At 38.5% G+C, this 21,489-nt stretch carries 19 protein-coding genes; 5 read left to right on the top strand and 14 right to left on the bottom strand.

Translation table 11 applies throughout. The features are described from left to right. Window positions 1-7: 7 nt before the first annotated feature. The 8 genes from IGJ87_RS09850 to IGJ87_RS09885 form a co-directional block, all read right to left on the bottom strand. On the bottom strand, window positions 8-2,041 hold the full coding sequence (locus tag IGJ87_RS09850) for a BglG family transcription antiterminator (protein WP_113787878.1): 2,034 nt from the start codon (window positions 2,039-2,041) through the stop codon (window positions 8-10). A 1-nt stretch (window position 2,042) separates the two neighbouring features. Next, window positions 2,043-3,746: a PTS transporter subunit EIIC gene (locus IGJ87_RS09855; RefSeq protein ID WP_010718039.1), complete on the bottom strand. Its 1,704-nt coding sequence runs from the start codon at window positions 3,744-3,746 to the stop codon at window positions 2,043-2,045. Window positions 3,747-3,839: 93 nt separating this feature from the next. Further along, window positions 3,840-4,790, bottom strand: coding sequence for a mannose-6-phosphate isomerase, class I (gene manA / locus IGJ87_RS09860; protein ID WP_002287262.1), 951 nt, complete (start codon window positions 4,788-4,790; stop codon window positions 3,840-3,842). A gap of 38 nt (window positions 4,791-4,828) precedes the next feature. After that, the gene (locus IGJ87_RS09865) at window positions 4,829-5,854 is read right to left on the bottom strand and encodes a serine hydrolase domain-containing protein (RefSeq protein ID WP_002338665.1); all 1,026 of its coding nucleotides are present in this window, start codon (window positions 5,852-5,854) and stop codon (window positions 4,829-4,831) included. A 208-nt stretch (window positions 5,855-6,062) separates the two neighbouring features. Beyond that, the gene (locus IGJ87_RS09870) at window positions 6,063-6,932 is read right to left on the bottom strand and encodes a VOC family protein (RefSeq protein WP_089030481.1); all 870 of its coding nucleotides are present in this window, start codon (window positions 6,930-6,932) and stop codon (window positions 6,063-6,065) included. Between the two features lie 333 nt (window positions 6,933-7,265). Then, a complete protein-coding gene (locus IGJ87_RS09875) occupies window positions 7,266-9,158 on the bottom strand; it encodes an ABC transporter ATP-binding protein (RefSeq protein ID WP_089030482.1) in 1,893 nt (630 codons plus the stop codon). Continuing rightward, complete coding sequence (locus IGJ87_RS09880) at window positions 9,155-10,882, bottom strand: ABC transporter ATP-binding protein (RefSeq protein ID WP_002287267.1); 1,728 nt, start codon at window positions 10,880-10,882, stop codon at window positions 9,155-9,157. Before IGJ87_RS09880 ends, IGJ87_RS09875 begins: the two co-directional genes overlap by 4 nt. Before the next feature lie 15 nt (window positions 10,883-10,897). Next, complete coding sequence (locus IGJ87_RS09885) at window positions 10,898-11,548, bottom strand: TetR/AcrR family transcriptional regulator (RefSeq protein WP_002287269.1); 651 nt, start codon at window positions 11,546-11,548, stop codon at window positions 10,898-10,900. 203 nt (window positions 11,549-11,751) lie between these two features. Here IGJ87_RS09885 and IGJ87_RS09890 point away from each other — a divergent pair, with 203 nt between their 5' ends. Both IGJ87_RS09890 and IGJ87_RS09895 read left to right on the top strand, forming a co-directional pair. Then, the gene (locus IGJ87_RS09890; protein WP_002297707.1) at window positions 11,752-12,048 is read left to right on the top strand and encodes a rhodanese-like domain-containing protein; all 297 of its coding nucleotides are present in this window, start codon (window positions 11,752-11,754) and stop codon (window positions 12,046-12,048) included. Between the two features lie 190 nt (window positions 12,049-12,238). Beyond that, on the top strand, window positions 12,239-12,859 hold the full coding sequence (locus IGJ87_RS09895; RefSeq protein WP_002287272.1) for an NAD(P)H-dependent oxidoreductase: 621 nt from the start codon (window positions 12,239-12,241) through the stop codon (window positions 12,857-12,859). Window positions 12,860-12,949: 90 nt separating this feature from the next. On the opposite strand, the gene IGJ87_RS09900 is transcribed toward IGJ87_RS09895, so the two are convergent. Both IGJ87_RS09900 and IGJ87_RS09905 read right to left on the bottom strand, forming a co-directional pair. Further along, on the bottom strand, window positions 12,950-14,116 hold the full coding sequence (locus IGJ87_RS09900; RefSeq protein ID WP_002287273.1) for an AI-2E family transporter: 1,167 nt from the start codon (window positions 14,114-14,116) through the stop codon (window positions 12,950-12,952). A gap of 11 nt (window positions 14,117-14,127) precedes the next feature. Continuing rightward, a complete protein-coding gene (locus tag IGJ87_RS09905) occupies window positions 14,128-14,481 on the bottom strand; it encodes a PTS glucitol/sorbitol transporter subunit IIA (RefSeq protein ID WP_002294113.1) in 354 nt (117 codons plus the stop codon). Between the two features lie 127 nt (window positions 14,482-14,608). On the opposite strand from IGJ87_RS09905, the gene IGJ87_RS09910 reads away from it, so the two are divergent. Beyond that, window positions 14,609-15,631 carry a lactonase family protein gene (locus IGJ87_RS09910; protein WP_002307191.1) on the top strand — a complete coding sequence of 341 codons (1,023 nt, stop codon included), beginning with the start codon at window positions 14,609-14,611 and terminating at the stop codon, window positions 15,629-15,631. Between the two features lie 18 nt (window positions 15,632-15,649). Beyond that, on the top strand, window positions 15,650-15,811 hold the full coding sequence (locus tag IGJ87_RS09915; protein ID WP_002287277.1) for a hypothetical protein: 162 nt from the start codon (window positions 15,650-15,652) through the stop codon (window positions 15,809-15,811). A gap of 258 nt (window positions 15,812-16,069) precedes the next feature. On the opposite strand, the gene IGJ87_RS09920 is transcribed toward IGJ87_RS09915, so the two are convergent. Together IGJ87_RS09920 and IGJ87_RS09925 are read right to left on the bottom strand one after the other, a co-directional pair. Beyond that, the gene (locus IGJ87_RS09920; protein WP_002297703.1) at window positions 16,070-16,504 is read right to left on the bottom strand and encodes a hypothetical protein; all 435 of its coding nucleotides are present in this window, start codon (window positions 16,502-16,504) and stop codon (window positions 16,070-16,072) included. 109 nt (window positions 16,505-16,613) lie between these two features. Then, a complete protein-coding gene (locus tag IGJ87_RS09925; protein ID WP_002338663.1) occupies window positions 16,614-18,473 on the bottom strand; it encodes an LTA synthase family protein in 1,860 nt (619 codons plus the stop codon). Here IGJ87_RS09925 and IGJ87_RS09930 point away from each other — a divergent pair, their 5' ends adjacent. After that, window positions 18,474-18,614 carry a hypothetical protein gene (locus IGJ87_RS09930; RefSeq protein ID WP_002321042.1) on the top strand — a complete coding sequence of 47 codons (141 nt, stop codon included), beginning with the start codon at window positions 18,474-18,476 and terminating at the stop codon, window positions 18,612-18,614. It begins immediately after the preceding gene. On the opposite strand, the gene IGJ87_RS09935 is transcribed toward IGJ87_RS09930, so the two are convergent. After that, entirely contained in the window at window positions 18,591-19,751 is a 1,161-nt protein-coding gene (locus IGJ87_RS09935; protein WP_002297699.1) for an NAD(P)-dependent oxidoreductase, read from the bottom strand. The genes IGJ87_RS09930 and IGJ87_RS09935 overlap by 24 nt on opposite strands. Before the next feature lie 306 nt (window positions 19,752-20,057). Then, entirely contained in the window at window positions 20,058-21,482 is a 1,425-nt protein-coding gene (araA, locus tag IGJ87_RS09940) for an L-arabinose isomerase (RefSeq protein ID WP_002297697.1), read from the bottom strand. Between the last annotated feature and the right edge of the window lie 7 nt (window positions 21,483-21,489).

Here is a 21,489-nt window from a genome sequence, read left to right on the forward strand (position 1 = left end):
TTCACCTTCATTTCTTTATTTCTTCAATCAGGATTTTCGCTAGCAACTGATAAACGATTTCTTTATTTCCTGAGCGGAAGATCTCGGTGTTCAAGTCATTCATGATGATTGCTCCACTGATCTTTCCTAAAAGAATCCCGTCTTTTTCTTGGATTGGCGAAGGCGCCAGCATAACTAACATACGGGACAAATCGACTGGCTGTCTATCCATCCCTTCAATGGTCAACGGATGTTTCAAATTGAAAATACAAAAGATCGGTTTAGAAATCAATGAGCTGGATGTATGGAATAACCCCATATTTGTATGAGGAATACCGATAGGTGCTTGTTCATATCGCTTAAGCAGCCGGCGATGAACCACCTCTTCATCCGTTACTAGTCCTTCAGGAAAATAAGGAAATAAGCTGCGAATCGTTTCGGAGACCGTATCAGGGTTATCTAGTTCTTGAATAAAGAAACGATCAAGTAATTGATTGATTTGCTCCATGAAATGCATCGTTTCCTCATAAGTATCTTCTAGCATCCACTCGTTATTGCTGTTATACGTATTTTTTTGCCTTTTTTTCTTCTCAATATGCGAAAAAGCTTCTTTTAGCTGCTTGACTTCCTCTTCCAGCAGTAGCGGGGAGACTAAAATATATGTTCCATTATATCCTGGTAGAATAGATGTAGAAATAACAACATCATATTCTTCTTGTAAATCAATTTTTTTCAAATCAGCAATCCGATAGAAATGAATTTGTTGGATGAAGGGAAAATACCTTTTCAATCGTAGTTCCAACATGCTAGTAGAAGCTAATCCACTTGGCGAAAAACCTGCAATACTGATATTGCTTTCTTTCGTACTTCGTTCCAATGAATTCGCAAAATGAAGGACCATATAAGCGATCTCTTCTTCGGATAATTTTTTTTCTTGAAAAATCCGCTCTACTGCTTTACGGATTGCATTCGCAACTTCCTCGTATTGAACCATGATTTTTTCTAAAATCGGATTGGTCAGTGTCTCTTCTTGTAAAACGGCTCTTGAAAACACACCAGATAAATGAGTCAACAGCATTTTGTACAAAGTTTCATCTTCATAAAAATGGACATTCGTCTCTTCACTTACTTCTTGAATCAGTTGTTTTACTAAATAAGCAAGCTGTGTATCGAACGTCTCTTCAAAGAAATTCTGATCAAATGAGTTCGTGAAGTCATTTAATAATCCTGCAAAAAAGACGATCTCATTTACTGGATAAAGTTGTTTTGTCTCAGAAGCGATCCGTGAAAACAATCGTTTAGCTGTCTGTAGTAATTCTTTGTTTGCCAGACTATTATATGTCTCATTTGTCAGTAAATGATTTTTCGTCACACGCTCCATCGTCAATGTCAGCATCAAAACCAAATGTTCAAGCTTTCTATCACTTAGATTGGTCTTTTTTTGGATCAATTCTTCCCTGATTACTTTGCGTGCAAGAGATAGATGTTGCGGATCAACGAATCGAAAAAAATAATTCAGTGATGCATCGAAAGAAATACTATGAAAAAGTTCATATTCATTGATTTCTAATTCTAATACATTCGCTGTCAGAAGCCGGCGGTATTTTTCCGGTCCTTCGATCTCGTATCCCTGGTTCCGAATGATTTCCAAAGGCAGTTGGCGAATACTTTCTTCCAACTGTTTGATATCTGCATAAAAAGTGGTATTACTGATGCGATATGATTCCATGAAATGAGCAAGACTCAACGGCTCTGTCGTCAGTAACAACTCGGCTAAAATCGCGTGTTGTCGTTTAGCAGTGGATAAGTCATTACTTTTCCCATCTGTATTTTCTTTTAATTGCTCTAATACTTCTTCTGATGCCTCAATGACAAATGAGCCTCTAGCTGCTTTTTTCAAAGAAGCATTTACCGATTTCAATGAGACTTCAAGATTATCTAATTCGCGGTAAATAGTCCGTTTACTGACCTTCAATAAATTCATCATTTTTTGGATAGATACAGGTGACGGGCTACTGAGAAATTCTGCTAATAATTGTTTTTCTCTGGGCGATAAATACATCTTATATTTCTCCCTTCACGAGTTTTTCGTATTCATTCGTAGCTACCCAATGTTCAACTAGAACTAGCCGAGGGATCTTTTCTTCTAGCTGTTCAGTTACAGCTAGTTCTCTTTGTGCGATATAAATCGTTTCTTCTTGGATTTTGATTTTTTCTATTGATTCTTTTGAGATAACAAACTGTTTTTTCGCTTTTTTTGCTAATTGACTTAAAATCGTCATGCCCATAGTTTGTGAGCCGCGTCTGTTGTTTTTATACAAAAATACAATATTAGCAGGCGACGTTTTTTGTTCTGTGATATCTGCTATCTCTTTTTTTTCTTCCCGCTTTGGAAATTGGATCGCTTCTTTTATTCGTGACAGCAAGATATCTGTTTCCAAAAAGTGATCCAGTACATAGATTTGACTTTGAGGTACTTTTTCTCTTGCAAGACCCGCTAGTTCATGTTGCACGATAACCAGCTGATTTACTTGGTTATTCAATTCATAGATAGAGCTGTATCCGACAGAAAGATCGATTTTTTCTGCTGCTAATTTCTTTTTCAGCAGGGCGGCTCCCATAGCACTTGATCCCATACCTGAGTCGCAAGCAAAAATGACGGAATGAATGATAGATGGTTCCAAGATTTCTCCCCTTTCTTTGACCGTTTTGTTCTCTTTTTCTTTATTTGGTAATTTCAATAGTATCGCTGCACAAATGAAGGTCACAAATGTACTGATTGCTATCCCTATACTTACCCCAGCTAGTTGTGGATAAGGCGCATTGGCAAAAATCACGAGTAGTGACCCAGGCGATACAGGTGCAGCTAATCCCGTATCTAACCATTGAAATATCAACGTGCCGCTTGCCCCACCAGCCATTACAGCTAAAAATAGATACGGTCGCAGCAAGACAAATGGAAAATAGATTTCGTGAATCCCGCCAATCGCATGGATCATCAATGCTCCACTCGCATTTACTTTTTCCTGTTTTTCTGCAAAACAAAGGATAGAAAGTAAGATCCCTAAACCAGGTCCAGGATTTGCCTCCATCAAAAATAAGGAAGAGTACCCGACTGTTTGTGAGAATTCGATTCCTAAAGGTGTCAATACACCATGATTGATTGCATTATTGAAAAATAGTACTTTTAGAGGTTCTAAGATCAGACTGACAAGTGGTAACAGATTCATTGTGACTAGCCAAGACACAACGGAGGCGAGCAACAAGTGAACACTATTTAAAACTGGTTCAATAAAAACGATTCCAATTATACAAATAACGCTACCAGTCAGTCCTACTAGTAGGTTGCTGACAAGCATTTCATATCCAGCCTTGAATTTCACATGGAATCTAGAAACAAATTGTTCATATACGATGCCGGCAAGCGGCCCGATAATCATCGCTCCTACGATTTGTGGAGCATTGGAACGAGCGATCAACCCTAAAGAAGCAATTGCACCGGCGACTGCCCCTTTTTGTCCCCCTACCGATTTCCCGCCTGAATAACTGATCAAGATGGGTAAAAGCAGCTGGATCATCCAATGGCATACCTCTTCTAATGTGGTGTGCAAATCGCCAGACACACCTTTTGTTGCTAATGACAAGATTCCCCAAGCGATAAACAGACTTAGATTTGGCATGATCATTTCATTTAAGTGATGTCCAGCTTTTCTCAGTTGTTTCATAGACACGCGACTGCTGTTGTTTTCTTTCCATTTGTATTCCATCTTTTTCACCATACTTCTATTTATTGATGGACGGATTTTATGTAGAAAAAGCAGCAAACGAAAAACCGTCTGCTGCTTTCAGCTATCTGGGAACTATTTGCCTGGTTCAGACGCAATGATTGCTAGTTCACCTTGGACCGCCCACTCAGAAACGCCATTTGGAATAATACAGCTTGTTCCTTTTTCTAATGGATATGTTTTTCCGTCAACGACAAGGTCTCCTGCTCCTTCGATTACCGTCATCAATGTATAAGGGGCTTGTTTTTTGAAAGATGTGATTCCTTTAATATCCCACTCATATACATTGAAAAACTCAGTTTCTAAATAAGTGACGATCGATGAATTCCCTTTTCGGACTTCTTTGATTTGTAATTCTGGTGTTTTCGCAGGGACAGTTGTTACATCGATCGATTGTTGGATATGCAGCTCTCTTGTTTGTCCTTGCGCATCTTTTCTGTCGTAGTCATACACGCGGTAAGTCGTGTCAGAACTTTGCTGTGTTTCTAAAATCATGATTCCTTTACCAATAGCATGGATCGTTCCGCTTGGTACATAAAAGAAATCACCTTTTTTAACTGGTACTTTCTTCAAAAGGTCATCCCAGCGCCCATCTTTGATCATCTCAGCTAGTTCTTCTCTTGTCTTCGCATGATGACCATAGATGATTTCTGCACCAGGTTCAGCATCGATGATATACCAGCATTCAGTTTTTCCTAATTCACCTTCATGTTTCATCCCATAGGCATCATCTGGATGTACTTGTACAGATAGATCATCTTCTGCGTCTAAGATCTTGATCAATAATGGAAACACTGGTTCTGAAGGATGGCCAAACAATTCCTTGTGTTCTGACCATAGTTCATCTAATCTTTTCCCTTTGAATTCGCCATTTTCTACTACACTGACACCATGAGGATGCGCACTGATCGCCCAATCTTCTCCGATTTTATCGTTAGGGATATCAAAACCGAAGACTGAACGTAAACGGCTTCCTCCCCAAATTTTTTCTTGAAAAACTGGTTTTAAAAACATAGGTTCCTGCATAATTCAAACTCCTCTCATTTTTCATAGCTATTATAGCATTATTTCGGTAATACCGCTTTCTCTTTCAAAAAGTTTTCAACAATTTCATCTCGACATATGAGATACTCCGCACGATGATCGACAGGATGTACGCGATTTGACAAAAATATCAACGCTTCTTGTGTTTTTATATCAATCAAGAAAAACGTACCTGTATAACCAGTATGAAAAAGAATCGCATGACCGTCTTCTACATCTTTTTTTAAATCCCACCCTAGAGAACGATAGCCATTTTTTTTCGGTGTTTGATCTTGCAGTAAAGAATCAATCGTTTCTTCTTCTAAAAACCGACCATTACGGATTTTTCCCTTGTTCAAATACATTTGGACAAAAGTAATGCTGTCTTTCAAATCAATAAAGAGACCCGCGTTACCTGCATGTTCAGCCAAAACCCTCGCTTTTGGATCATGCGTTTGTCCACGCAAAACTTCACCCGAAGGCAGTTGTTCTGTGGGAACGATTTTTTTGGAAGGAAAAGGAAGAAATAAGCTGTTCATCATTCCTAATGGTTCCAATACTTGTTCTTGAAAGATTTCCACTGCAGTTTCTTGGTAAATTTTTTCCAGCATCAATCCAAGAAGAATCGTTCCGGCATCTGTATATTTTACTTCTTTTCCTAGTTGCTCACCTGGTTCTAGCTTCAAATAAGCGGCGATCAATTCTTCCTGAGATAGCTTATCTCTGTTTGGTATCCATGTTTTGATATCAGAAGTATGTGTCAGTAAATGACGCAAAGTGATTGTCTGATTTTCAAATTCAGGAAGATATTTATGAAGCGGTTGATCGAGTTCTATCTTTCCATCTTCTAATAGACGCAAAACTAATGAAGTGGTTGCAACGACTTTCGTCAGTGAGGCTGCATCAAACAACAGATCTTCTGTCATCAGCTGCTTTTCAGGAACGACTTGGGCAAAGCCGGCTGTAAATGTTTCTACTTGATTTTCTTTTATGAAGGCAACTGCTACACCTGGATAAAATCCTTCTTCCATCTTTTTCAAAATAAGCTGTTTCGTGTGTGGATACATCTTTTTCTCCTGCTTTTCTATCAGATTCTTACAGTCCAAGCTTAAAGCTTAATCTATGAGGAATCAACCTTTTTTACACAAAAAAACTGCGCGAAAAACCGCGCAGTTTCCTCCGGTATACTATTTTCTCTTTCTATCTCTAGAATAAGCGATAGTATGACCGTTCATAAAATGACGAGACATGCGACAATCGTTAAGAAAGAAAAAGTTAAGCGTCGCATCGAATGTCAGTTTTATTCTTTTCTTTTGGCTCACTGACGAACCACCATTCGATTCCTATAGCATCATAGATTGTGAGTACTGTGTGCTTTTTGTCTAAGAAGAAATCAACTGATAGTTGCTGCAAGTGAGCAATCAGTCCTTCCATGCTTTCAGTATCGATCATGAATTTCAGAAAATCAAGTCCAATCACTTCATCTGTAGGCAAATCAATTGCGCCTCCGCTAGCTTCTGTCAAACCAACATGGAAATCTCCTTCATTCAATACATGGATGCCCTCTTCTTCATTATGTACCTTCAAACCAAGTACATGATTAAGAAATTGACGTTCTTTTGTTAAGTTAGTAACATTTAAATGGATTTTTTCAAAATAAGAACCTGTTGATAGTTTACTGAATTTTTCTTCAGATTTTCTTAATAATGCTTCTTGATCCATTGTTTCCGGAATTTCTCTTTGGTCGTTCTTATTCTCTTCATGGTAAATTTCCAATTCATTCTCTTCTGGGTCTACGAGCAAAATCCCCATACGTCCATGATCTTCTAAAGCTTCTTTGATTGGATAATTCATTTTACGGATACGACAAAGGATATCTGCCATTTCTTCTGTGCTAGGGATAATCAATGAAAAACGGTTCAGCTTTTTGATCTCCCCCATGTGATCATTCGCTCTAGGACTTTCTTCCAGCAGCAACATTTCACTTCCAGCTTCTTCTGTTCCTAAAATGGCTAATTCGTTTTCTTCGCTTTTCAAATCAAAGCCAACAACGTTCTTGTAAAAATCAATCATTTTATCTCGGTCTTTCACCCGAATGGCTACACTTTTTAAATAGGTGGCAGCCCCCAATTGAAAATCTTTCATATTTCTTGCTCCCCTCTACGTCAAGCTTTATTTTAACGATGGATTCTTCTTCTTTCAAGCAATAACTTTGATTTTGTTAAAAAAAATGTGAGAAAATTCGCATTTTGCTTGTTTTTTGTAAATTAATGAGTAAAAACTCTTATAAAAAGAGGTTGTGAAAAAGCTGTTCTGCATCAAGTAATAAGAACAGCCAAACAAAAATAGCTCCTCATATTTTGCCGTTTTTTGAGCTAATACCGAAGGACAGCTGATTGAACACCGTTTATTCGGAAAAAGGGACTGTGACACGACTTTTGTCACAGCCCCTAAAAAAAATAATAAATTTGTACTATTCTATGAAGCTTCTTCTTCAGAAAACTGACTGTTATAAAGATCTGCATAGAATCCGTCTTTTTCCATCAATGTATCGTGGTTTCCTGTTTCTACGATCGAACCATGATTCATCACAATAATGTTGTCTGCATCGCGTATTGTAGACAAGCGGTGAGCAACAACGAAACTTGTCCGGTTTTCCAATAGGCGGTTCATCGCTTTTTGAATCAGTATTTCTGTTCGTGTATCTACACTAGATGTTGCTTCATCAAGGATCAGGACATCCGGATTTGCTAAGAATGCCCGCGCAATTGTGATTAGCTGACGCTGCCCTTGCGAAATATTGCTTGCATCCTCGTTTAATACAGTGTTATATCCTTCTGGCAATTTACGAACAAAATCGTCTACGTGAGCAGCTTTAGCAGCCTCAATGATTTGTTCGTCTGTTGCATCGTCGTTCCCATATTTGATATTGTCATAGATACTTCCTGTAAACAGCCAAGTATCTTGCAGTACCATTGAAAACTGTGCGCGCAATTCATCACGTGAAAGATCACGGGTATCTACACCATCGTAACGAATACTACCTCCAGAAACATCGTAGAACCGTTCAAGAAGGTTGATCAGTGTCGTCTTCCCTGCACCAGTCGGACCTACAATAGCGACCATCTCACCAGGTTTGACATCCAAGTTAAAATCAGTCATTAGCAAGTTATCTGGTGTGTAGCCGAATTGAACATTTTCAAAACGAACTTTGTATGGTGTATCTTTTTCTTCTGGAAGGCCAGATTTTTCATTGGACATCTCTTCTTCATCCAACACTTCAAATACCCGTTCGGCTGAAGCAACTGTTGATTGGATAGTGTTCATCAAACTTGCAAGTTGAGTGATTGGTTGAGAGAACTGTGTTGTATATTGCAAGAACGCTTGAACATCCCCTAATGTCATGTTCCCATTTGCAACTTTTACTCCGCCTAGTACAGCGACGAACACATAGCCTAGATTTTTAACGAAATTCATCAACGGCATGATGATTGCCGAAATAAATTGAGCTTTCCAACCAGCGGCATACAGATTCTGATTTTCTTTTTCAAATACTTCCTGGTCTTTTTCAGTATGATTGAATGTTTTAACAATGGTATGACCACCATATGTTTCTTCTACTTGGTTATTCAATAAACCTAAACTTTTTTGCTGATCTGCGAAAAACACTTGTGATTTCGGCGCTACGATCATCACGATGATCAAGCTTAAAGGGATCATCAATAACGCGACTAACATCAATTGCCAGCTGATTGAAAGCATCATCACGATGACCCCAATCAATGTGACTGCACTAGTTACAAATTGAGTCAAATTTTGCTGCAGCGTGCTTGCGATGTTATCCATATCATTGATTGCTCGAGACATGATATCCCCATTTGTATGTGTATCATAATAAGAAATCGGTACACGATTCATTTTGGCTTCCAAATCATGACGTAATTCATAAACTGTTCGTTGGGAAACACGTGTCATAATAAATTGCTGTAAAAAGTTGAATACAGCAGAAATCAAATACATCACGATTACTGTCGCAATGATCTGCGCGATTTTATCAAAGTCTATCGGAAATTTTGTTACTTGTTGGCCTTGTTGCATCTGTTGAGCGCCAGCCATTACACCTTTGAATATTTCTGTGGTTGCTTTCCCCAAGACCTTTGGTGTTTGGATTTGGAAGATCACGGCTGCTATTGCTAGTACAAATACAGCGATGATCGCAACCATACGTTTAGACATATAGCCAAACAATCGGCGTACCGTTCCCCAGAAATTTTTAGGCTTTTCACCTTTTACACCGAGATTTCTGCCAGGTCCACCATGTCCTGGACCGCCTGCTGGTCCATGAGAGGGACGTGTGTTTGTTTTACTCATGCTAAGTCCTCCTCTCTTAGTTGTGAATGAACGATTTCTTGATAAGTTTCGTTTGTTGCTAATAGTTCTTCATGTGTTCCTTTGCCAACCAGTTTTCCTTCATCTAGCACAAGGATCATATCTGCATCCATTACTGTACTTACTCGTTGAGCAACTAAAACGGTGATACTTTCTTTCATATTCGTTTTCAATGCTTGGCGAAGATTGGCATCCGTTTTGAAATCCAACGCTGAGAAGGAATCATCAAACACATAGATATCTGCTGTTTTGACTAATGCCCGTGCAATTGCCAGACGCTGTCTTTGTCCACCAGAGAAGTTTCCTCCTCCTTGTTCCACATGGCTATCTAAGCCATCTTCCATCTCTGAAACAAAATCTTTAGCTTGTGCGATTTCTAATGCTTTCCAAATCATTTCATCTGTTGCGTCCGGCTTACCATACTGCATATTGTCTCGGATCGTTCCAGAGAACAGAACTGCTTTTTGAGGAACAAAGCCCATTAATTCTCGCAAATTATATTGAGTCATGTCACTAATGTCCGTTCCATTTATTTGGATCGAACCAGATTCGATGTCATATAATCGAGGGATCAAATTGACTAAGGTCGTTTTACCTGAACCAGTCCCCCCTATGATTGCGACGATCTCGCCCGACTTGGCTTGGAAATCAATATCTTCCAATGCAAGTTTTTCTGCTCCATGATATCGATAATTGACATGATTGAAGGCCAATGTTGCGTTTTTTCCAGCAAAAGAAACTGTTTTAGGATTTTCAGGGTCATGGATACCGATTTTTTCATCCAACACTTCATTAATACGGTCAGCTGAAGCTTGTGCACGAGGCACCATGATAAAAATAGCGGAAAGCATCATAAAGCTGATCAAGATCTGCATCGCATAAGTCATAAATGCAATCAGATTACCGACTTCCAAAGTCATATCTGCTATGTAGTGTCCACCAAACCAAGTGATTGCTACGTTTGTACCGCTCATGATCAATGTCATCATCGGCATCATCAATGCGACGATCGTATTAACTTTGATTGCCGTATTTGTATAATCTTTATTCGCTAAATCAAAACGATTTTCTTCAAAGCGTGTCTTATCGAATGCTCGAATCACTCTGACCCCTGTCAATCCTTCTCGAAATACCAGGTTTAAACGGTCAGTTTTCTTTTGCATGCTTTTGAATAATGGAACAGCAAAATACATGATTCCGCCAATCAAAATAATCATTACTGGAATGACGACTAAGAAGATTTTTGTCAACTGATGATCTTTTTGATAAGCAAGTATGCTTGCGCCAATCAACGTGATTGGTGCATTGATCATCATACGTAAAAACATTTGTGTGACCATTTGGATTTGAGTCACATCATTGGTCGTTCTTGTGATCAAAGAGGCCGTTCCATATTTATCAAACGCATCTTTTGTCAGACTCTCTGATTTTTTATAGACATCCGTACGCAATTGCTTACCCAGTTTCTGTGATTCACGAGTAGCAAAAAATGTATTTGCGATAGCAGCTAAGATACTGATCAAAGAAAAGCCGATCATCACAAAACCTGTATGCCAAATATAATCGACATCTCCTTGCGCTACCCCTTTATCAATAATATTGGAGGTAAGTGTCGGCAAATATAAATCTGCCAGTACTTGGATCACCATGAAAACTGCAGCTGCAATTGCTGAAGTCAAGGAGATCCGTTTTACGATTTTTAGCATCTAGTTCCCTTCTTTCTATTTATATACTCCGTTTTTCAGCCAAGAAAGTTTCAAATTGAATTCACTGATTGCTTGCTCTACTGAGTAATCTTCAGATGTTGAAAATAAGCGATACGAATGCGCAATTGTTGTAAATACAGTATTCATCACTAATTGGATCAGTAATTCCAATTCATGATCATTTTTTACTTTCAGCTTCGTCCGATCAATCAATTCAAGCAACTCTTTTGCATCTTGTTTGTGTTCTTTATGTGGATCGTGAGGCGTTTTTTGGCGACTCGTATGAGGAGCGACTTTTCTTGAGGCACGGTAATCCATGTTCATAAACAAGTTACGATAAAAAGAAGCATTCTCGCCTTCCAAAATCTCATAAATCATTTTAGAAAAATAGGATTCGAATCCTTTGAATAGATCACCATCGGATTCTTTCATTAGTTGTAACATATCTTTAGAGCTGTCACGTCTCATTGTCTCAAAGTAATAAAAATAAAGATCCTCTTTATCTTCAAAATACTGATAGAAACTGCCTCTAGGGATATCCGCTAATTTGACGATATTAGCAATCGAGGCTTCTTTCAAAGGTACTCTAGAAAACTCGATTCTCGCAGCCTCGATTAGTCTTTTTTGTTTTTCTTTAGGCAAATGGAAAAATGTCTGTGTCGGCATATGGATCCTCCTTTCTTTCAAGATGACACATTGTCATATGACGCTGTGTCATTATAACACCTCCCACCTGTTTTGCAAGACATTTGCATAGTTTTTTTCATTATTATCCGATACATTAAAAAAGTGATAAGAGGAATCCTTCCATTTGAATTAATGAGAGTTGCCCATTAAAATAGCCACATACTAAACAAAGGATGAGATAAATGGCCCAATCAATTAGTGTCCAAGACTTCAATAAATTGCCGCTCGATGCTGACAGCATCGTTTTAGATACAAGAAATACCTTAGATTACACAAAAAACCACTTAAGCCACTCGCTTTCTATCCCCGCTGCTATCTTGCCAAGACAATTAAAAAATCTAGATCCAAAAAAACTTTATTATATTCTAAGCTACACAGGCAGACGATCAGAAGCATTAGCCGATCAACTTACTGCTAGCGGATTTCGTGCTGTTTATATCATTGGCGGGATGGAAGCTCTTCAGTCAAGCGTTGCTTGAACATTGCTTGCTAGATTCAAAAGAGGCTGTGACAAAAATCGTGTCACAACCTCTTTTATATCCTGTCTTTTTTTAGTTATTTATTCTTCAACCTTATCAATATGACTTGATAGCCTTTTCTTTTTCGAGTAAACTGATTTTGTTAGTCATAGTTATAACAATCATAGCAATAAAAGGAGAAGGTAAGCATATGGCATCTGTTTTAGTAGTCAAAGGTCATCCCCTAACTGCAGAAGAATCGCGCACAGTTAAGGCATTGACGTCTTTTTTAACAAGTTATAAAGAAAATCATCCAGATGATGAAGTGACTGTTTTGGAACTTTATCGCGATGATATTCCGGAAATCGATGAAGAATTATTATCAGGTTGGGAAGCATTACGTGCTGGTGCAGAATTCACTTCCTTATCAGAAAGTCAACAACAAAAAATTGCTCGTTTCAATGAATTGACTGATCAGTTCCTTGCTGCTGATAAAATCGTTATCGCAAACGCCTTATGGAATCTAAATATCCCAACAAAATTAAAAGCTTGGTTCGATACCGTCAATGTAGCTGGAAAAACGTTCCGCTATACAGAAAACGGGCCAGAAGGATTAGTGACAGGTAAAAAAGCACTGCACATCCAATCTAATGGCGGTGTATACAACGGACAAGACTTTGCCTCTCAATATGTAAAAGGTATTTTAAACTTTGTAGGCATCGATCAAGTAGATCAGCTATTCATCGAAGGAATCGATTATGACCCTGACCGTGCAGATGAGTTGATGCAAAATGCATTAGATAAAGCTGCTGCTTTAGGTAAATCATTTTAAAAATTGAGATAAATGCATACAAAAGAGACAGAGGAAAAAATCTTCAAAGCAGCATTGTGCCTTGGATATTTTCCCATCTGTCTCTTTTTGTTATTCTTTCTGCTTTTTCAACGGATTTTCTTCATAAAGAGAAGAGATTGTTGTGTACCATTCAAAAACATGAGTAATCACTACTTTAGCTGCTGCATAAACAGGAATCCCCAAGATCACACCGATGATTCCGAACAATTTCCCAGAAGTCAGCAGAACTAATAAAATCGTTACTGGATGGATTGCTAACTGATTCCCTAGTACTAATGGAGAGATCAAGCGTCCTTCTATTGTCTGCTCTACTGCAAAAACGATCAGTACTTTGATGATCATGAATGGACCTGCTACAATGGCTAAAAAGATAGCCGGAATCATCGCTAAAAATGATCCTAAGTAAGGGATCAGGTTCAAAAAACCCGCAATAATCCCCAACGTGACAGCATACTCTAAACCAATGACCGCAAAACCGATCATAAACATGATTGCCACAGCAAAAGCCACAGTTAGTTGTCCTCTTATATAAGAAGAAACTTGACTATTCATTTCACTCAGCACATTCAACGTCGGTTTTTGCATGCGTGTCGGTAAAAATTTGACAAAATAAGGTGCTAATTGTTTACCGTCTTTCAATAGATAAAATAAGATAAACGGCATCGTCAGCAGAGCCACTAAAATAGTCGCTACCGCGCCGACAAAACTTCCAAGACTCTGAACTGTACTCTTAGATATATCTTGGATCATATCGCCTGCCGAATTCATGAACTTATCACCTGCTGTTTCCAACTGTTCGCGAAATTGGTTGAACAGCGGGTCCCGCAAAATCTCGGTTAATTTATTATCAATCGTATCTACATATTGAGGGAAGTTACTGATGAAGCTTACTGTTTGTTCCTGAATCTTAGGGATGATCACTACGCTCCCCCATGCGATTAGTGCAACAACCAAAACAAACAGCCCAATGATACTGTAAAGCCTTGGTACTTTTCGCTTTTCAAAGTAATCAACTACCGGATTCATCAAGTAATACAAGATTCCTGCTAAAATGATAGGCAGACCTACGATTGCTAAAAATTGCCAGATTGGTGCAAACAAATATGAAACTTTTGTAAATAAAAAGACGATCAGCAATATTAACAATACAACAAGTAAGGCTGTGACTACTTGATTATTTAAAAACCAGCGCCAAAACCACGACACCGGTCTGTTCTTCTTATTTTTTCCTTCCATAATTCCTCCTGTTAGTTATAAAAAATTTGGCTTCCCAAACCAATAGCAGGCAGTCTATGCGGATGAAGATAGATTCCATTTGCAATTTGTCCTTCTTCTGGACAAGCATCAAAAATCAATGATACGTGAGCTACTGTCTCTAAATTCCCATTGGCCATCGGACCGACATAATCGATCGTATATACCTGATCATCAAAAGCAATTGTTCCGCCTGCTTTCAAAGAAAAAGGTTCGTCTTTTGATACTTCTTGAATCACCGAATATTTTCGTAAGGCAGCTGTTGCTGTTTTATCGAACAAAATCAGCATGGGTTCTTCCTTGTTTATTGCTTCTGTCCCAATTTCTGTAATCTTTGCCTGAATCATTGCACTCTCTCCTTTAATTGCTTTCAAAAACAGTATAACACATTCTCATTCTTTAGCCGTGTGGAATAATTATGTGATAGAATAAAAACGAAAACTATTTCATTACAATTAGGAGGAATCAGCTCATATGATCGAAAAGATAATTTTAGGAACCTATACGCGTCGCGAAAGTAAAGGAATCTATACGATCGACCTTGATACAGAAAAAGAAGAATTAGCCAACCTTTCATTAGCTGTTGAAGAAAATAGCCCTACCTATGTAGCAAAAAGTAAAGCTGGCAATCTTTACACAGTTACTAGTGTGGATGGATTAGGTGGTGCCGGTGCGTACGATAAGGATTTTCATTTTTTGAATGCGGTAACAGAGTCTGGCGCTCCTTTGTGTTATGTAGCGGTTGATGAAGCACGTCAATTACTATACGGGGCGAACTATCATAAAGGTGAAGTAAATGTCTACCATATATTAGGAGATGGCGAACTGAAAGCAGCAGATTCAATATTCCATCAAGAAGCGACAGGTCCTCATAAAAACCAAGATCATGCGCATGTCCACTATACGGATCTGACTCCTGACCAACGATTAGTCGTATGTGATCTTGGTACAGATCGTGTGTATACTTATGATGTGTCCGAAAACGGCAAATTGAATCTTGTAACTACCTTCACTGCAGAGCCAGGAACAGGCCCTCGCCATCTTGTCTTTCATCCAAATGGACAATTCGCTTATTTATTTGGTGAATTAGACAGCACAGTCCGCGTGCTTTCTTATAATAAAGAAACAGGTGCTTTTGAAGAATTACAGAAAATATCGACCTTGCCAGAAGAATTCGACGGTGAAAATGGAGGGGCAGCTATCCGCATTTCAAATGATGGCAAGTTCCTTTATGCTTCTAACCGAGGACATAACTCGATTGCTGTATTCGCAGTTTTTGAAGATGGTTCCCACATTCAAAACAAGCAAATCATCTCAACAGAAGGGGATTTTCCCCGCGATTTCGCACTAGATCCAAGCAATAATTTTGTCGTGTGTGCCAATCAGAATACCGATAATCTGACATTATATCGCCGTCATCCTGAAACAGGATTACTGGAATTACTGAAAAAAGATGTCTATGCACCAGAATGTGTCTGTGTTTATTTTGATCGTTAGTAAGAAAAGGAGAATGAAATGAATCAGCAAGACGTATTAGACAGACTACGGGAAGAACTAAATATTCCTTTCTTTGATGGGAAAATCGAAGATAAAGAGTATAGCGAAGAGGAATATCAGAAACTCAAAGCCGATTTACAGAACTACTTTGAACAATATGTACAGAATGTAGAAAACTAATCAGCTTTCCATACTATCTGAAAAGAACATCAGGACAAGACTTTTCCGTCTATCCTGATGTTCTTTTCTACAAATAAAAAACCGCCGAGATGGTTAGACTCGACGGAAAAGGAGTATTTACTCGATTTTGAGTAAGTACAAGGTTGTTGTTGGTTATAGGTATATCATTATCATAAAGGATTTTGATCACTCTATCATAAAGGTAATATTACATTTATATTAGATAACTCTAGTTTTTATTGTTATCAAAGATTTCTTTTATTTTTTCAACAACAAATTAGTCATTTTTTGGATGGCAGCTGTCAATTGGTCTGTCGCTTGGTCTTGTTTTGCTTCAGATGTATTGAATAGATCTTCATCTACCCCTGATTCAAGATCGATACTTTGGATCATTTCTTCACAGCCTGCTACATATGAAAGATAAGCTTTTTCAAAATTTTTATGAATGCCCATTGCTTTTGCTGGTGGGCGCAATGTACTGACTTTCTTGAGCATTGCCCGATATTTTTTTGTTCCTTCTTCAAATAACAGGATGATCTCTTCAAGAGTCGATTTGTCCAGGTCACTTGTTTTTCCTTCATCGATTGCGTTTCTGATCACTTCATATTTCGGATGCATTCCTTCTCCGATTGCTTCTGTTTCCTTGACGATTTGATCGATGGACTGCACATAATAGCCAATATTCGGTAACATGTTCGTTTTCCTACTTTCTCCATTGTTGTTATTATTTATTCTACTTGTTTTTATCCTCAAATGACAAGTACTTGAAAAAATTTAATGGTTTCTATACAGCTCGCCATTCTTATTCGTGCTCAAAGAAACCATCTGCTAAACTATATTGTTTCCCTGCGACAATGTCATATTGGATCAATTGATATTCGTCGTAAATCTCTTGTTGCGAGCGATTGAATTGCGCTTCTTTATACCACTGTCCGTTTTGATAGTACAGTTCTCGTTCAAACGCCGGAAGTTCCTGTTCTAATGATAAAAGCAGCTGATAAAAGCCATTTGTTGTCTGATTCGTCTGTTCCATTAGATTCGCTGCAAAATAAAACGGACTGGTGATTGCATCTTGAGTCGTTTGCTTTTCTAATTTCCCTTTGCTGTCAAACATCAAGAATTGTGTTTCATGCAATGTTTGTTTATCATTTTTGGCTTGGATGGTATCTGAATAGATCCCTGGCAGATGATCCCCCCAAAAAACAACTAAAGTCCTTCTAGAAAGATTCTTCAATTCTTCCGTGAACTGCTTCAGTGCCGTGCTGCTATAGGAAATATCTTGCAGATAATTCTCTAAGTCAAGTGTCCCACTTCCATCTGAAATTTCTGCAGAATAGCCCAGTCTATCATACTTTCCATTGTAAGGCATATGTGTCTGCATCGTGACTAAATGAATGAACTGAGGTGTTTTTTCTTCCTTGAGAAGTGTCATTACTTCTTTGTAAGCTGACTCATCAGAAATATATGGATTATTCTCTATCGTATCCGTATAGGTCATCGTACGCTCGCTGATGAACTGGTCAAATCCTAATGTCTGATAAACATCCTCTCTTTTATACATCGAAGTATTGTATGGATGGATCGCTGTCGTCTGGTATGATTGTGCGTTTAACGCTGAAACGATAGAAGGAAGCTGATCCATTTTTGGTACAAGCATCGTGTAAGGGGTGGTGAGTTGCGCATTAAATAACGCCATAGAAAAACCAGTCAATGCTTCAAATTCGATATTTGCTGTTCCACCGCCATAGTTTTGAGAAAGCATATTGCCACTATATGTTTGATCAGCTACTTCATAATAATCTGCCAATGGCTCACCAGATACTTCTACGCCGTTTAATCGACTAGGATCTGAGAAACTTTCACTCATCACGAACACGATGTTCGGCGACTCTTCCTCTACAGTTTTATTTTTTTCATCGGCTAGCTTCTGGTATTTTTCAGTGATTTCTTTGATCTTTTCTTTCGAATATCCTTCAGGTTCATCCATTGGTTCTACCTTCAGATTGTACAAAAACCCACCGATAAAACCAGTGTTATAGTAGTTCATTTTCTGGCTGTAAGGTATCCATAGCGCCGTTTTATTATATGCTTTTCGCAACAAATTATCGGGATTGTTGAAATTACTGATATACCCTAGCAGTCCAATTGCCACAAGCAGTGTCGTTAATCGGATCAATTGGAATCGCCTTCCTTTTTTCAGGCTTCGAAACATGTACCAGCAAAACAATCCTAGCACGGTTCCTGCGGCAGCTAAGATCACTATAAACAGCATAGTGCCGGTCATATCTTTCAGCAATCCGATTTCAGTGATCATCTTCAAATCGTCTGGATAAATCGGTTCTTGCCGATAACTCATTTTCATATAATTTGCAAAACCTAATACACCGATGGCTACGACATACGTAAGGGAACCTAAAGGGACAGATCCTGCTAGTGCAATCAGAAAAATAAGAATGATCAGCAAGACGAGACAGGCTAAGAAGAATTTTTCCGTATGCCAAGAAAAAGCAAATTTCAACGCAAGGTCTACGGATAGATCATTTTGACACCACTGCAAAAATAAATTACTAAAAACAACAAGAAAAAAGATACTGATGATTGCTGCTGTTCCTTTTAAAATCTTTTTCTGTTTGGTCGAAAGTCTGCTTATATATCTTTTCAAATGCTTGCTCCTTCATTTCTATCAATAAAAGAATGTTGCTTCTCTTATTTTAGTTGTACGAAATTCGAAAGTAAAGAACGGAAAGAAGAATTAATGAAATCCAAATATTCTCTTTCTTTATGGCCTTTCTGGTTTCTTTAATAAGCGGACCTTTCGTACTCCAGAAATTTTTTCTAGCTGTTGTTTCACTTGATTGAGCTGTTCAAAATCAGTACTGTCTATGTCAATCAATATGTAGACATGCTCATTCTTATGGTTACGCGATATATCTGCGATCGCTAGCTCGTTCTCATTCAGCAGAGAAAATATCTCTGCTAATATATTGGTTTTCTTTTGATAAAATATAGTGAATCGAAACGGCGCTTGGAAAAACATTCGTGCGGATGGATAATTGACCGCTTCTCTAACCGTACCGAACAAAAGATAATCTTTTAAGGCTTCAACTGCCAAACGTCCGCTGTCTGCCAAAGCTTCCTGAGTCGATCCCCCTAGATGAGGCAACATAAGTATACGGTCATTTTCTAAGAACTCTTCTTCTGGAAAATCAGTCACGTATTTAGCCAGATGTTGTTTTTCCAATGCTTGCATAACAGCATATTTATCAACAATTTCACTTCTTCCTACATTGATAAGTACAGCATCTTTTTTCATTTTTTCTATATTCGCCTGATCGATCAATCCTTTTGTATCTTCTGTCAACGGCAGCATGACTACGATGTAATCCGAGGTAGAAAGAACTGTTTCTAAATCTGCTTGCCGAACATAATCCAACTGGGCATCGCGGATAGAATAACCCAAGACATCCATCCCTAAGCTATAGCAACTTAGCGCTACTTTTGTGCCTATCGCTCCAAGACCAAGAAGACCGATGGTTTTACCTTGCAATTCTCGTCCCACATAAGCACTTCTTTTGTTTTCTGCCTGTTCTAAAATATTAGGACCTGTTAGTGTTTGTACCATACGACTTGCTTCGATTATCGGACGGGAAGATAAGAGCAAACAGCACAAAACAAGCTCTTTTACTGCATTAGCATTTACACCTGGTGTATTCATGACGATCGTCCCGTTTTCAGAAGCTTTTTCAACGTTGATCGTGTTCACCCCAACACCAGCTCTTGAAATTGCTAGCAAATCTGGTGTAAGCCATTCATCTTTCACTTTCGTACTACGAATAACTATTCCTTCGGCTGGCAAATCATCTATTATTTTGAAATATTCCCCTTGTAACTTTTCTATCTCTTGTTCTGGAATAGCATCAATCAAATGAACGTGATACATAAAACCCCCTCCTTACTAACAAGTATCTCGAAATTTCTGCAATTAGACAACTGTTTACCATTTGACTTCCTAGAAGCAAAAAGAGCAGTTAGAGCAGAGTAGGCTTAGTGATAAAAATAAGGCTATGACAAGTTACTGCCATAAGCCTTATTTTCGAGAGCAAAATATTGAGGGTGAGATATCTTGATAAATGGTGTTCCGTTAGCTGACATTGATAATAAGACTAAATTTCAAAAAAGTTGAAAAGCAAATTTCGTCAATCTCTTCTTATTTCTTAAAACTAAGCGGCTTTTTCACAACCTCTTTTTATCTAATAACCACTGTTTCCAACTCAACTAATTTTGCCCACGTTTCAATTTGATCTGTTGTTAGATTTAGCGAGACAACGGTATGATGACCGCCACCTGCCTGAATCCATGAATGAACACCTTCATGGAAATTCGGTTTAGTTTTCCATAACACACGTGCAACAGGTAAATTAGGTGCTTCAGTCGTTGGTTCAAAGGCTTCTACTTCATTGATCAGCAGTTTATAATGCGTACCGAAATCTGCCATCGATACGACTACCCCTTCTCCTGCTTTCCCATCAAATACAAGACGCGCCGGATCTTCTCTATCTCCCATTGATAAAGGAGAAACAACGATTCTTGGTTTCGTCGCAGCAAGCGTCGGATCTACTTCCATCATATGGGATTCCAAGATTGCTTCTTGGCCACTAGCTAGCTCGTAAGTATAATCTTCCATGAATCCTGTATCTTTCCCTCGAGCCATGATTTTCAGCAACCGATCAATCGCTGCAGTTTTCCAGTCGCCTTCCCCGGCAAAACCGTATCCTTCTGCCATCAAACGTTGTACAGCTAGTCCAGGTAGTTGTTTCATTCCATACAGGTCTTCAAAATTAGTCGTAAAAGCGTTATAGCCTCCTTCTTCTAAGAAACGGCGAATACCGATTTCCTGCTGAGCTTGTACTTTTACATGTTCCTCCCATGTCTTTTCTTCATAATCACCATAGTCGAAGGTATACAATTCCTTGTATTCTTCAAATAATTGATTGACTTCTTCGTCTGATACGCGATCGATTACTTGTACAAGATCTCCGATACCAAAATAATCAACAGTCCAACCAAATTGAATCTGTGCTTCCACTTTGTCTCCTTCTGTGACACCCACGTTTCTCATGTTGTCACCAAAACGAGCCACTTTTATTCCAAAACTTTCATTATAGGCTACTGCAACATCCATCCAATCAGCAATCTCTTTTTGGATCTCAGGTCGTTTCCAGTAGCCAACAACGATTTTATTTTGTTTATTTAATCGAGCATTGATGAACCCATATTCGCGGTCGCCATGAGCGGATTGATTTAAATTCATGAAATCCATATCGATTGTTTTCCAAGGAATGCTTTCGTTATACTGAGTAGCTAAATGAAGCAATGGTTTTTGTAGAAGCTTTGTCCCGCGGATCCACATTTTTGCTGGTGAGAAAGTATGCATCCAAGTGATCACACCTGCTACTTCTTCTCGATAATTGACCTCTTTCATGATTTTTGTGATCGTATCAGCAGTAACTGCTAATTCTTGAAGGCGGATTGGATAAGGCAATTGGCCATTTTCATTCAGTTCATCGACCATTTCTTGTGCATGTTTCTTTACTTCTCGCAGTGCTTCTTCCCCATATAAATGCTGTGATCCTACAACAAACCAAAATTCTTTTTCTCCAATATTCAACATAATTAGC

It is taken from the genome of Enterococcus sp. DIV1411a (assembly GCF_050531945.1).
Lineage (GTDB): Bacteria > Bacillota > Bacilli > Lactobacillales > Enterococcaceae > Enterococcus_B > Enterococcus_B faecium.